This is a genomic window from Enterococcus diestrammenae (genome assembly GCF_049384045.1).
Lineage (GTDB): Bacteria > Bacillota > Bacilli > Lactobacillales > Enterococcaceae > Enterococcus_C > Enterococcus_C diestrammenae.
The window spans coordinates 63,109-76,478 of record NZ_JBMRGR010000006.1 but is presented as its reverse complement, the minus strand read 5'-3'; the positions used below and the strand labels follow the sequence as shown (position 1 = coordinate 76,478).

13 protein-coding genes are annotated in these 13,370 nt (G+C 43.7%); 5 read left to right on the top strand and 8 right to left on the bottom strand.

Features of this window, described 5'->3' with window-relative positions; genetic code table 11:
• Together ACO03U_RS05870 and ACO03U_RS05865 are read left to right on the top strand one after the other, a co-directional pair.
• A complete protein-coding gene (locus ACO03U_RS05870; RefSeq protein WP_002403995.1) occupies positions 1-198 on the top strand; it encodes a hypothetical protein in 198 nt (65 codons plus the stop codon).
• Positions 199-303: 105 nt separating this feature from the next.
• Entirely contained in the window at positions 304-1,353 is a 1,050-nt protein-coding gene (locus ACO03U_RS05865; RefSeq protein ID WP_204686162.1) for a tyrosine-type recombinase/integrase, read from the top strand.
• A 56-nt stretch (positions 1,354-1,409) separates the two neighbouring features.
• Here ACO03U_RS05865 and rpsI read toward each other — a convergent pair whose 3' ends face one another.
• The 4 genes from rpsI to ACO03U_RS05845 all read right to left on the bottom strand — a co-directional run bounded on the left by rpsI (position 1,410) and on the right by ACO03U_RS05845 (position 3,027).
• Positions 1,410-1,802, bottom strand: coding sequence for a 30S ribosomal protein S9 (rpsI, locus tag ACO03U_RS05860; RefSeq protein ID WP_161868949.1), 393 nt, complete (start codon positions 1,800-1,802; stop codon positions 1,410-1,412).
• A gap of 15 nt (positions 1,803-1,817) precedes the next feature.
• Positions 1,818-2,264 carry a 50S ribosomal protein L13 gene (rplM, locus tag ACO03U_RS05855; protein WP_333558755.1) on the bottom strand — a complete coding sequence of 149 codons (447 nt, stop codon included), beginning with the start codon at positions 2,262-2,264 and terminating at the stop codon, positions 1,818-1,820.
• A 199-nt stretch (positions 2,265-2,463) separates the two neighbouring features.
• Positions 2,464-2,853: a YdeI/OmpD-associated family protein gene (locus ACO03U_RS05850; RefSeq protein WP_423104417.1), complete on the bottom strand. Its 390-nt coding sequence runs from the start codon at positions 2,851-2,853 to the stop codon at positions 2,464-2,466.
• Positions 2,854-3,027, bottom strand: coding sequence for a YdeI/OmpD-associated family protein (locus tag ACO03U_RS05845; protein WP_423104416.1), 174 nt, complete (start codon positions 3,025-3,027; stop codon positions 2,854-2,856).
• 220 nt (positions 3,028-3,247) lie between these two features.
• On the opposite strand from ACO03U_RS05845, the gene ACO03U_RS05840 reads away from it, so the two are divergent.
• Together ACO03U_RS05840 and argH are read left to right on the top strand one after the other, a co-directional pair.
• Positions 3,248-4,462, top strand: coding sequence for an argininosuccinate synthase (locus ACO03U_RS05840; protein ID WP_204686164.1), 1,215 nt, complete (start codon positions 3,248-3,250; stop codon positions 4,460-4,462).
• 250 nt (positions 4,463-4,712) lie between these two features.
• Positions 4,713-6,092 carry an argininosuccinate lyase gene (argH, locus tag ACO03U_RS05835; RefSeq protein WP_204686166.1) on the top strand — a complete coding sequence of 460 codons (1,380 nt, stop codon included), beginning with the start codon at positions 4,713-4,715 and terminating at the stop codon, positions 6,090-6,092.
• A gap of 52 nt (positions 6,093-6,144) precedes the next feature.
• On the opposite strand, the gene ACO03U_RS05830 is transcribed toward argH, so the two are convergent.
• Together ACO03U_RS05830 and ACO03U_RS05825 are read right to left on the bottom strand one after the other, a co-directional pair.
• Positions 6,145-6,612, bottom strand: coding sequence for a Dps family protein (locus ACO03U_RS05830; RefSeq protein ID WP_161868953.1), 468 nt, complete (start codon positions 6,610-6,612; stop codon positions 6,145-6,147).
• Positions 6,613-6,816: 204 nt separating this feature from the next.
• Complete coding sequence (locus tag ACO03U_RS05825) at positions 6,817-7,521, bottom strand: DUF5105 domain-containing protein (protein ID WP_204686168.1); 705 nt, start codon at positions 7,519-7,521, stop codon at positions 6,817-6,819.
• Between the two features lie 103 nt (positions 7,522-7,624).
• Between ACO03U_RS05825 and ACO03U_RS05820 the strand changes: the two genes are divergently transcribed.
• Entirely contained in the window at positions 7,625-8,347 is a 723-nt protein-coding gene (locus ACO03U_RS05820; RefSeq protein WP_161868955.1) for a prepilin peptidase, read from the top strand.
• A 100-nt stretch (positions 8,348-8,447) separates the two neighbouring features.
• On the opposite strand, the gene gap is transcribed toward ACO03U_RS05820, so the two are convergent.
• Entirely contained in the window at positions 8,448-9,458 is a 1,011-nt protein-coding gene (gene gap / locus ACO03U_RS05815) for a type I glyceraldehyde-3-phosphate dehydrogenase (protein ID WP_161868956.1), read from the bottom strand.
• A 228-nt stretch (positions 9,459-9,686) separates the two neighbouring features.
• Complete coding sequence (rpoC, locus tag ACO03U_RS05810; RefSeq protein WP_333558754.1) at positions 9,687-13,337, bottom strand: DNA-directed RNA polymerase subunit beta'; 3,651 nt, start codon at positions 13,335-13,337, stop codon at positions 9,687-9,689.
• Between the last annotated feature and the right edge of the window lie 33 nt (positions 13,338-13,370).

Below are 13,370 nucleotides of genomic sequence, written 5' to 3'. Positions count from 1 at the left end.
ATGAAAAATACAATAACTACTTATGAATTGCCCTATCTACTTACTAGAGAACAAGCTTCTCAGTTTTTAGGGATTGATCCAAAATCTTTTGATAAATTCGTTCGCGCAAACGATGAGTTAGAGCGTTTTATGATAGGAAGACAAGAGCGATACACTGTCACTTCTCTTATCAGTTTTATTAAGACGCACTCTATCTAGCTAAAATATCGTAGGATGGTTGATTAGATGCTTTTCGCCATGTAGAATGGCGGTGTATTCAACTAGCATTTATCAACCATCTTTCAGTGAAAGGATTTGTTATAAATGCCTAGTATAATTAAACGTGGTAACTCATATAGAGCTCAAATTTCACTTTATAACCATGGTCAACATAAGAAATTGACAAAATCATTTAGCTCTAAAAAGGAAGCAACTCGTTGGGCTTTGGAAAATGAATTGGAGAAAGGAAATGGAAAACAATTAGCAGAGCGTACAACAACATTTGCTGACTTCTTTGAAAACTGGATTCATATCATAAAGAAAAACGATGTAAAAGAAACGACTTTTCAAAATTATCAAAGGACTTCTCAAGTGGTGAAGAAATTATTTGGTGATATACAGTTAAAGGATTTGAACGATATTGTAGTACAACGAAAAATAGATAAGTATGCGGAGACTCATTCTCGTAAAACCACTCATGAAGTACTATTGAAAATCAAACCAGCATTACGTGATGCTTATGCTCGTGGCTATCTTGCTACCGATTTTGCAAATTTAGTCAAAACACGAGGGAAAGTTTTGGATAAGAGAAACCGTGCGCTTTCCATTACCGAATTAAAGAAACTACGTACTTATGTCATTAATCATCAAGAAAATGAATTTTACATTCTTGTACTCCTTGCCTTAGAAACTGGTATGAGACGCGGAGAACTTTTAGGTATGCGTCCCGAAGACCTCTTTGAATATGGTGTCCATGTCAGACGTTCTCTTAGTCCAACTTCTGAAGATACTTCGTTAAAAACCAAAAATTCAAGACGAGATATTTCCATTAACCAAGAAGTCTACAATATTCTAAAATCTGTCCCGATTAAGGATAATGGATATTTTTTTGATCCTGACGGCTTTCAACAATCTGTTAAGCTCGCCAGATTACTGAAAAAACTAGATATTCCAAAAACTACCTTCCACGGCCTAAGAGATACCCATGCTTCTTTTCTATTTTCACAAGATATTGATATTGCCTATGTATCAAAACGCTTAGGTCATATCAATATTCAAACAACACAGAACTATTATCTTGAACTGATGCCAGAAAAAAAGCACCAGCAAGATGCTGATGCTTTAAACCTCTTAAATTCTTTGTCAAATTTATAATTTGAACCAACTTGAACCAAAAAATTCTTGTAAACGTTGATACAATAAGGAATTGATTAACGTTTTGAGAATTGAGAAGCTTTACGTGCTTTTTTAAGACCTGGTTTTTTACGTTCAACCATGCGGGCGTCACGAGTAAGCAAGCCAGCACGTTTCAAAGCCAAACGGAAGTCAGGATCAACTTCTAACAATGCGCGCGCGATACCATGACGGATAGCGCCGGATTGTCCTGCGTAGCCACCACCGTTTACGTTTACGAAGACATCGTAAGCGCCTTTGGTTTCAGTAACGCCGAATGGTTGGTTGATAACTTCACGCAAGTCAGCGTGTGGGATGTATTCAGTCACATCTTTGTTGTTAACAGTGATTTTACCAGTACCCGGTACCAAACGTACGCGAGCAACTGCATTTTTACGACGGCCAGTGCCGATATATTGTGCTTGTGCCAATGAAATTCCCTCCTATTAGATTAAGTTTGTGATGTCCAAAACTTCTGGTTTTTGAGCAGCATGTGGATGTTCAGCGCCACCGTATACATGCAACTTCATGCCTTGAGCGCGGCCCAAAGTATTTTTAGGAAGCATGCCTTTTACAGAAGTTTCGATCAGACGACGAGAATTTTTAGCACGCAATTCGCCAGCAGAAACTTGTTTCAATCCGCCAGGGAAGTTTGAGTGACGGTAGTAAATCTTGTCACTTGCTTTGTTACCAGTCAATTTCACTTTATCTGCATTAATTACGATTACAAAGTCACCAGTATCCACATGAGGGGTGAATGTAGGTTTGTTTTTACCGCGCAAGACAGATGCTACAACTGCAGACAGACGACCCATAGGCACATCTGTCGCGTCAACGACATACCATTTACGTTCTACTTCGCCAGCTTTGGCCATATATGTTGTACGCAAGATTTTTTCCTCCAATTTCGATTTCGAATGTTTACAATCACGTGAGTTTCCGGGGCTCTTGTGGGGTAAACAATACCATTTAACATAATACCTTCTATATCAAGCAAAGTCAACGATTATCTCCAAGTTTTACCGATATCTGGACAAAATATTCAGGCACACTTTTTGATTGCGCAACGTTTTTCTACTATATAGAAGAACGCTACATCGGTGGTAGATTGCGTTCTACTCGATCCATGGGCCAAGCCAGACGTTTTGGGCGACCGGCGGGGGTCTTAGCATCGAAATACGCGCGGGTGTAGGTCTTTTGGACAGAAGGGGATAGGTTTGTAAAATTTTCATAAGCACGAGTGCTGACTTGTAGGCGTGCAGCCAGTTCTGCCACCTGTTCTGAGGTGACGGCTGTCGGTGGTTTCGCTTGTTGCCATTGCCCATTGGCTTGGGTCTCGGCGATTTTTGCTTGGCCTGGCTTTGTCATTTGACCACTAGCTTGCAGTTTCTCCGCCAAAGCTTTGTTTTTCGCGGACCATTTACTGTTTGGACGACACTGGGCGAAATATTTCTGATAAGATCTGACATCGATTTTCTTCATCTACCCATCAATCCAACCAAAACACAGGGCTTCTTCTAGTGCTTCCTTGGCAGTCAAGGTAGTCGGGCCCCCTTTTTTGCCAAAACAAAGCCAAACTACCTCAGTTTTAGTGCCATACTCTTCTAACCACCGGCGGAAATCTCGGCGTTCTTTAAAGGTATCCAGTTTTTTCATCCCCACACCCTCCTTTTTCGATACTTTATTTTTATCATGACGAGATCTTTCTAAAGAAACCCAAAATAAAAAAGCAATGAATAATGAGGGATATCTGTATATTCCCAGCTATTTTTAACATTTTATGTATATTTATTTATTTTTATCTTGCATCTTGTATGAATATTTGTTAAGATAGCCTCAGTTAATTGAAATTGACGAAAAGCGAGGGTGTATAAATATGAAAGAAAAAGTAGTTTTAGCCTATTCCGGAGGTTTGGATACTTCTGTTGCCATCAAATGGTTAGTCGATGAAGGGTTTGATGTGGTGGCTTGCTGCCTGGATATCGGGGAAGGTCGGGATATGCAGTTCATCAAAGACAAAGCACTTCAGGTGGGTGCGATTGAATCTTACGCATTGGATTGCAAAGAAGAGTTTGCCAACGACTATGCGCTGATTGCCTTGCAAGGCCATACTTTTTACGAACAGTCTTACCCCTTAGTTTCTGCCCTCTCTCGTCCTTTGATTGCCAAAAAGCTTGTGGAAGTGGCTCATGCGGCTGGTGCTACGACAGTGGCTCACGGCTGTACCGGCAAAGGCAATGACCAAGTACGTTTTGAAGTGGCGATTGCCGCCCTTGACCCCCATCTAAAAGTCATCGCACCGGTGCGGGAATGGAAATGGTCCCGGGAAGAAGAAATCGCCTATGCCGCGGAAAAAGGGGTGCCGATTCCTGCCAATTTGGATAACCCGTATTCCATTGATCAAAACATCTGGGGTCGGGCATGCGAATGTGGGATTTTGGAAGATCCATGGGCAGCCCCACCAAAAGAAGCTTATGCCATCACCGCCGAACTGGAAGATACCCCAGATGTAGCTGATATCGTGGAAATTACCTTCGACCAAGGGGTGCCGGTGGCTTTAAACGGCGTTGAAATGAGTTTTTATGAAATCATCGATGAACTAAACATCACCGCTGGCAAACACGGGATCGGTCGGATCGATCACGTGGAAAACCGGTTAGTCGGGATCAAGTCCCGGGAAGTTTATGAATGTCCAGGGGCAATTACCTTGATGAAGGCCCACAAAGAGTTAGAAGATTTGACTTTCGTCACCGAATTGGCACATTTCAAACCAACCATTGAGAACCAACTCAGCGATGTCATCTACAACGCTTTGTGGTTTAATCCCTTGACTGATGCGTTGATTGCCTTCTTAAAAGCGACGCAAAAATACGTGAATGGCGTGGTGCGGGTAAAACTTTTCAAAGGCAATGCCATCGTGGAAGGTCGGAAATCCGATAATAGCCTCTACAACGAAAACTTAGCGACATATACTTCAGCCGATACTTTTGATCAACACGCAGCAATCGGCTTTATCAAACTATTTGGCTTGCCAACCAAGGTCAATGCCGAAGTCCAAGCCAAGGTCAACGAGAAACACTTGGTGAAATAATTTAGGTAGTTTTTCCTGATGATGCGTACCGCGAGCCGCACGTGAGGATGAAAATACACTTTCCCGATGATGCGTACAGGGAGGCGTACTTGGGGAAATACGCAAAGGCATAAGCAGGATTTGCCTGCTTATGCCTTTGTTACTTATGAAAATCACCGTATAACCACTGGGATTTGCTATACTTAAAGTAGTTAGAAAGCGCCAACAGGTAAGGGTCTTTCTCAGAATATATCAACGAGGGGATGAACGAATGGCAAAATTATGGGGTGGCCGTTTTGACGGCAAGAATGAAGGTTGGATCGATGCCTTTGGGGCTTCCATCAACTTCGATCAAAAAATGGCGCAACAGGATATTTTCGGCAGTCTGGCTCATGTGAAGATGTTGGCCCATACTGGCATTATCTCGCAAACAGATGCGGAGCAAATTACCGCGGGCCTACTTGCTGTTAAGGACAAATTGGAGGCTGGTCAGTTAACCTTTACTGTAGAAAATGAAGATATCCACATGAATATCGAAACCTATCTCCACCAAGAAATCGGCGCGGTGGCGGGCAAGCTCCACACGGCCCGCAGTCGGAATGACCAAGTGGCGACGGATATGCACCTCTATTTGAAAGATACCCTTCACACTGTCATCGACAAGATTCAAACATTTCGTAGTGTCTTGGTAGATAAGGCAGAAGCAAATGTTTATACCGTGATGCCCGGCTACACTCATCTACAACACGCACAACCCATTAGCTTTGGTCAGCATTTATTGGCTTACTACAACATGCTGACTCGTGACCAGGAGCGGTTTTCTGAGAGTATCAAGCGTACCGATCTTTCACCTTTAGGAGCGGCCGCTTTGGCAGGTACGACTTTTCCTATCGATCGAGAGTTTTCCGCTAAAGAACTAGGCTTTGCCACTGTCTATACGAATAGTTTAGATGCTGTCAGCGACCGGGACTTTATTCTGGAGTTTCTTAGCAATAGTGCCATTTTGATGATGCACCTTTCGCGTTTTTGTGAGGAACTAATTTTGTGGTGTAGTCATGAATTTCAGTTTGTCGAGCTGACGGATACTTTTTCCACTGGCAGCTCCATCATGCCACAAAAGAAAAACCCCGACATGGCGGAGTTGATTCGAGGCAAAACCGGACGAGTTTACGGCAATCTTTTCGGCCTACTAACAGTGATGAAAGGCCTGCCTCTCGCCTACAACAAAGATTTTCAAGAAGACAAAGAAGGGATGTTTGACACCGCTGAGACGATCCTCACCAGTCTGGATATCATGGCGGGGATGATCCATACCATGACTGTTCACCAAGAACACATGCTGGAATCTACCGAAAAAGACTTCTCCAACGCTACCGAACTGGCGGATTATCTGGCGAGCAAAGGGATTCCTTTCCGCGAAGCCCACGAAATTGTCGGCAAACTGGTGATTGATGGTATCCACAAAGGTCGCTACCTACAAGACATCCCTTTAGAAGAATACCAAGCCATCACACCGGTTATCGAAGCCGATGTTTATGAGAAACTGGATTCCTTCAATGCAGTGAAAAATCGCCATTCCTTAGGGGGCACCGGCTTTGATCAGGTGAAACACCAGATTCAATTGGCCAAAGAGCAGTTGGAACAAGAATAAATGGTACGAAAAAACGGGAACCCGCGGGCTCCCGTTTTTTTAATCTTACTGATTATTTACCAAGTTCTGGTGCTTTGCCCAAGTGCGCTTGGATCATCCAAATACGTTTTTCAGTAGCGCCTTTGAAGTCAATGAACATGTCTTCTGTTACATTGTCTTCTTCTTCGCCAGCAACTTCGATCCCTTTTTCAAAGACTTCAACTAAATAGCGGTAGTTTGCTACCAATGTTGCCAAACGTTCTTCCATTGAACGGTCGTAGCTGCCTTTTTCGTCTTTAATTTTGGTGTTTTCAGCCATTTCTTTCAAAGTAGAATAAGGTGCGCCGTCTAATGTGATTAAGCGTTCAGATACTTCATCTAATTGATCATTGACGTCATCCATGAAAGTATCCATCAATGGGTGCAAAGTTAAGAAACCAGCACCACGCATGTACCAGTGTGTTTGATGAATGACCATAGACATTTGGCTAAGGTCGGCTACTAATTGGTTCAAGACTTCTTTGGTTTTTTCGTACTTCATTACAAATCCCCCTACAAGATATTTTTAAGGAAGAACCGTTATTTTGCGGAGCTCCCTCGGTTACATATCTATGGTAGTATGAAAGTTCAAAAATGTACAATAATCCGCTTATCACTAATTATTTGTAAGTCTAGAGCTACTTTATAATAATTATTAACTGAAAATTTAGCTATTCTTTTGTTACTACTCTCGAAAAACCCACCGTTATTTCATTTTTTCAGCAAGTTCCTTCGTCAACTCATCTTGCGCCTGTTGCCAATCATTGGTCAAGGTCTCTTGGTCTTTCACTCCGGCCACAAATGCAAGATATAACTTTTCTTGTTCCGCTTGTTGACCTGCAACAACGGTCCACTTCCCTTTGACCGGTTTCATTTCCAACATCACGGTCACAGGCTCGGTCTTCACGGGAGGAGCTTGCAAGACTTGCTTCAGCTCAAGGATAGTTTGCTTTTGCAGTTTTGTCTCATCTTTGGCAAGACTCGTATCCGCTAGCATCGCCTCTGTTACTTTCTCAGTCGTTTGTTTCATCACCGCTACGATATCCAAACCGTAAATCTCATAGCTGACGTTACGAACCGAATCTGTTTCTGTCACCTTCACTTGGTAATCCGTAGCACTTCGGACTTTTTCCATCAATAGTTGCGAAATTTCCGCCGCAGTCTCTTCACTGACTTCGGTATCGGCAGCCACCAATCCTGAGGCAAAGGTATCTTGAAAGAGGGCGGCATTTGCTTCAAAGTTTTTGGTGAGTTCTTTGCCATTTTGAAAGTTTTCCGTGAATTTCGTTTCCTCTTTTTGATAAACCAGCTGCTCCACAAACAACGTAGCCGCCTCTTTTGCCGGGATTGCTTTGGCACACCCCGTCAAAAATAGCAGTCCAATGAATACTGGTAATAGATATTTTCTCATGTTGGGCTCCTTCTATACTGTTTTTCTTATTATCGGAAACTTTTTTCTGTCTGTCCAGTTTTAGTCGCTTTTCGCGTATCTTCCTCTGAAAAGAGGTATTCCTATGTTAGAAAAAATTCTGTTGTTCATCATTGGTTGTATCTTGGGTTCTTTTTTTTGGTTAGTCGCCGAACGTTGGCCCCAAGGATTGTCCATCTTGCGTCCCGCTTCTCATTGTAGTAGCTGCCAAACTCCTTTGCGCAAGCGGGATTTAATTCCTTTACTCTCCGCCTTACAGTTGAAGTTCCGTTGCCGAGACTGTCGCCATCCCTTTTCCAAAATGAGTTTCTTTGCGGAACTGGCCAGTGGCTGCTTCTTTGTCTTCACCTTTCCCCAGTTTTTGACTTCCACCACTCTATTGCCTTTCGTTTGGTTATTGACTGCCTTTATGATGGCTCTAGCCGACATCCGTCACTATATCCTAGAACCAAAAATCTTCTATCCTGCTAGTCTGATGCTTTGGCTCTGGCATTTCCACCAAGGAGCAGCTGTTCAATGGTTGACGGTATTGTATTGTATCGGTATCAGTAGCTTTCTGATGATTTTTTTGAGAGGACGGTTTGGCTTCGGTGACCTTTTATTGCTCCTTAGTTGGAGTCCTTGGCTTAATTTGCAACAATTTTGTCTACTCCTCATTTTCGCGAGTTCTTTAGGTCTTGCCACATTTGGGATTTACTATGTAACGCAGCGAAAACATCACCGTTTTCCACGTAGCCAAGAACTACCGCTACCCTTTATTCCTTTTCTAGCAAGTGGGCTTTGGCTGATTCTTCGGTTTGGATTGTGAGAAACATCTAGGCGTTCTATGAATTATCCTCACCTAAAGAACACAAAAATGCGCAATTCCCACAGGAGTTGCGCATTTCTGATTTTCACAAGGAGAGGGCTTATAAGTTTGCAAATTTTTCCAGTAAACGAATCATTTGGCAAGTAAAGCCGTATTCATTGTCGTACCAAGCGACTGTTTTCACCAGTTGGAAATCCCCAGCTGTAGTTACTTCGGTTTGGGTTGGGTCAAAGATTGAGCCTTGTGTGGTCCCAATAACATCTCCGGAAACAATTTCCCGATCATCATAACCAAAGGATGGATTGTCTACTGTGTGTTTTTTAATTGCTTCGTTGACTTCATCAGCGGTTACTTTTTTCTTCAAAATAGAAACCAATTCAGTCAAAGAGCCATCCACTACTGGTACCCGTTGTGCGTGACCTTGGAGTTTCCCTTGCAATTCAGGAATAACCAAGCCGATTGCTTTAGCGGCACCGGTTGAATGAGGGATGGTGTTATCTGCTGCAGAGCGGGCTGCCCGCAAATTGCCACCTTTCACTGGGCCATCCAATAACATTTGTGTCGAAGTATATGCGTGAACTGTGGTCATCGTCCCTACTTCGATCCCAAATTCGTTATTTAAGAAATAAGCCATTGGTGCTAAACAGTTAGTCGTACAAGAACCAGCAGAGATAATCTTGTCATTGGCATCCAATGTGTCGTCATTTACATTATAAACGATTGTCTTCATAGCCCCAGCTGGTGCCGAAATCACTACTCGTTTTACGCCAGCATCCAAGTGGGCTTGGGCTTTTTCTTCAGAAGTGTAAAAACCCGTACATTCCAATACGATATCCACGCCATTTTCTTTCACCCAAGGAATCTTGCGTGCATCAGGTTCAGCGTAAACCCGTGTCACTTCGCCATCGACGACAATAGAGTCTTCTGTAGCAGTTACTTTTCCAGGATAAGTTCCGTGGGTCGAGTCAAATTGCAACAATTGCGCCAACATCGTCGGACTAGTCAAATCATTGATTGCCACCACTTCAATATCATCAGAAACTTCTTGAATACGACGAAAAGCCAAACGACCAATCCGTCCAAAACCGTTGATACCTACTTTTACTGTCATAAACTTTTGACCTCCTTTAAAGTATGGAACCATTACAATAACTATTTTGCGATTCACTGGGTGGAAAGTCAAAAGATACGTTTTGCGAAAAATTTCATAACTGATCGCTAATCGGCAATGCAAAAGCACACGATCTCTTTTAGCTGAGGGATTTTGTGAAATGAACTTCCAATCTACATAAAAAGCTCGCCCTCATTAAGAGGAGCGAGCTTTTTGTCATGCTGAGTCTTAGTTTTGTTCGTTCAAAGCGTCTTCTGCTGCCATTTGTGCTTCGATGTCTGAGATACTGTAGACATTTTCGCTAGCGACAGTGACTTCTTTGGGCTCCATATTGCGGTAATGAGCCATACCGGTACCAGCAGGAATGATCTTCCCGATGATAACATTTTCTTTCAAACCAAGAAGTGGATCTTTCTTGCCGCGAATCGCTGCATCCGTCAAGACACGAGTCGTTTCTTGGAAGGAAGCGGCAGACAAGAAGGAATTGGTTTCCAGAGAGGCCTTGGTAATCCCCAACAAGACTGGACGAGAAGTTGCTGGCACGCCACCGGATACCAAAGTATCGTAGTTGCGGTCTTTGAAGTCAGCGATGTCCAAAAGTGTCCCTGGCAAGATGTCAGAATCACCTGGGTCCATGACGCGGACTTTACGCAACATTTGACGAACCATTACTTCGATATGCTTGTCGCCGATTTCAACCCCTTGCATCCGGTAAACACGTTGTACTTCACGGAGCAAGTAGTTTTCGACTGAAAGCACGTCACGCACTTGTAGCAATTGTTTAGGATCGATGGAACCTTCTGTCAACGGTGCACCCCGGTGGATGAAGTCTCCTTCAGCCACTTTCATGCGAGCTGTATAAGGGACGGTGTAAGTCCGCGTATCGGTTTCCCCTTTGATAGTGACTTCTTTGGTACGAGTCGCTGCATCTTCAGAGATATCGATAACTTCACCAGTTACTTCGGTAATAACCGCTTGCCCTTTCGGATTCCGAGCTTCAAAGATTTCTTGGACACGAGGCAACCCTTGGGTAATATCGTCCCCAGCAACCCCACCGGTATGGAAAGTACGCATGGTCAACTGAGTACCAGGTTCGCCGATGGATTGGGCCGCGATGGTTCCGACTGCTTCACCGACTTCAACTTCATTACCAGTAGCCAAGTTACGGCCGTAACAATGTTTACATACACCGTGTTTCGTATTACATGTGAAGACAGAGCGGATAGAAACAGTTTCGATGCCAGCGTTGACGATTTGTTTAGCCAAATCTTCAGTGATCAACTGGTCTTTACCGATGATCACGGCACCAGTTTCTGGATGGATAACAGATTTGTGGGTATAACGCCCAACCAATCGTTCTTCCAAGGACTCGATGTTTTCATTGCCTTCTTTAATCGCAGCAATTTCCAACCCACGGTCCGTACCACAGTCTTCTTCACGAATAATTACGTCTTGGGCAACGTCTACCAAACGACGAGTCAAGTAACCAGAATCGGCTGTCTTCAAGGCGGTATCGGTCATCCCTTTACGCGCCCCGTGAGTGGAGATAAACATTTCCAAGACCGTCAAACCTTCACGGAAATTGGAGATGATTGGCAATTCCATGATACGGCCATTTGGTGCGGCCATCAACCCACGCATCCCTGCCAACTGAGTAAAGTTGGAGATATTCCCACGGGCACCGGAGTCAGACATCATGAAGATTGGGTTTTTAGCATCCAAGGATTCCATCAGTTTTTGTTGGATTTCATCTTTGGCAGCGTTCCACACGCCGATAACTCGTTCATACCGTTCATCATCCGTAATCAAACCACGACGGAACTGTTTAGTAATGTTTGCTACTTGTTTGTGGGCAGCTTCGATGATGTCATGTTTTTCTGACAAGACCATGATATCAGCAATCCCTACAGTAATCCCGGCATGAGTCGAGTGTTTGTACCCTAAGTCTTTCATGCGGTCAAGCATCATTGAGGTTTCGGTCACTTTGAAACGTTTGAAGACTTCCGCGATGATATTTCCTAAGTTTTTCTTCTTGAATGGTCCAACCAATTCTTGTTCTTTGATAAAGGCTGGAATATCAGTCCCTGCTTCCACAAAGTACTTGTCCGGTGTTTGGACGGTCAAGTTGAAATCAGTTGGTTCGTTCAAGTAAGGAAATTCTGGTGGCATGATGGAGTTAAAGATCACTTTACCAACTGTAGTCACCATCAATTTGCTTCGTTGTTCTTCGGTAAATGGCTTGTCTCCTAATTTCTTAGGATCGACAGCGATACGAGAATGCAAATGCACATAGCCATTGCGCCAAGCTGTCACTGCTTCATCCATATCCCGGAAGAGCATCCCTTCCCCTTCACGGCCATCTTCTTCCATGGTCAAGTAATAGTTCCCCAAGACCATATCTTGAGATGGGGTAACGACTGGTTTGCCATCTTTAGGGTTCAAGATGTTTTGAGCAGCTAACATCAACATCCGTGCTTCAGCTTGAGCTTCTTCATTCAATGGTACGTGAACCGCCATTTGGTCCCCATCGAAATCGGCATTATAAGCTTCACAAACCAATGGATGCAAACGAATGGCCCGGCCTTCAACCAAGACAGGTTCAAAGGCTTGGATCCCCAAACGGTGAAGTGTCGGTGCCCGGTTCAAAAGGACTGGGTGTTCTTTGATGACGTCTTCTAAGACATCCCAAACTTCATCTTCCATCCGTTCAATTTTACGTTTCGCATTTTTAATATTTGAAGCAATTTCTCGTTGTACCAATTCTTTCATTACGAAAGGTTTGAACAATTCGATAGCCATTTCTTTAGGCAGACCACATTGGTACATCTTCAAGAAAGGTCCAACGACGATTACTGAACGGCCAGAGTAGTCCACCCGTTTACCCAACAAGTTTTGACGGAAACGCCCTTGTTTCCCTTTCAACATGTGAGACAAAGATTTCAATGGACGGTTACCTGGACCAGTGACTGGACGGCCCCGACGACCATTATCGATTAAGGCATCGACCGCTTCTTGCAACATCCGTTTTTCGTTTTGGACGATGATGTTTGGTGCGTTCAAGTCCAACAAACGTTTCAAACGGTTATTCCGGTTAATTACCCGACGGTACAAGTCATTTAAGTCAGAAGTCGCAAAACGGCCCCCTTCTAATTGCACCATTGGACGCAAATCTGGAGGAATAACTGGAATGACATCCATTACCATCCAGCTTGGTTTGTTACCGGATTTGCGGAAAGCTTCTAAGATATCCAAACGACGAATCGCACGGGTCCGTTTTTGGCCAGAAGCAGTTTTCAATTCTTCTTTCAGTTCAGCAACTTCGCCTTCCAAGTCCACCCCATCTAACAATTGCTTGATGGCTTCGGCACCCATGGCGGCGTTAAAGCCTTGCCCATATTGGTCCCGTTTTTCCCGGTATTCTCGTTCGGTCAACAGTTGTTTTTTCTCTAAATTGGTATCTCCTGGTTCAATCACCACATAAGACGCAAAGTAGATGACTTCTTCCAAGGCTCGAGGACTCATATCTAAGACAAGACCCATACGAGATGGGATACCTTTGAAATACCAGATATGAGAAACCGGTGCAGCCAATTCGATATGGCCCATCCGTTCCCGACGAACTTTGGAACGAGTAACTTCAACGCCACAGCGATCGCAGACGATGCCTTTGTAGCGAATCCGTTTATATTTACCACAAGCACATTCCCAGTCTTTGGTAGGGCCGAAAATACGCTCATCGAATAAGCCTTCACGTTCTGGCTTTAAAGTACGATAGTTGATGGTCTCAGGTTTTTTAACTTCCCCGTATGACCAGCTTCTGATTTTCTCGGGAGAAGCCAGACCTATTTGCATACTTTCGAATTTATTTACATCGATCAAAAGGGGTTCCCTCCATTTCATTTCTCGGCGGAA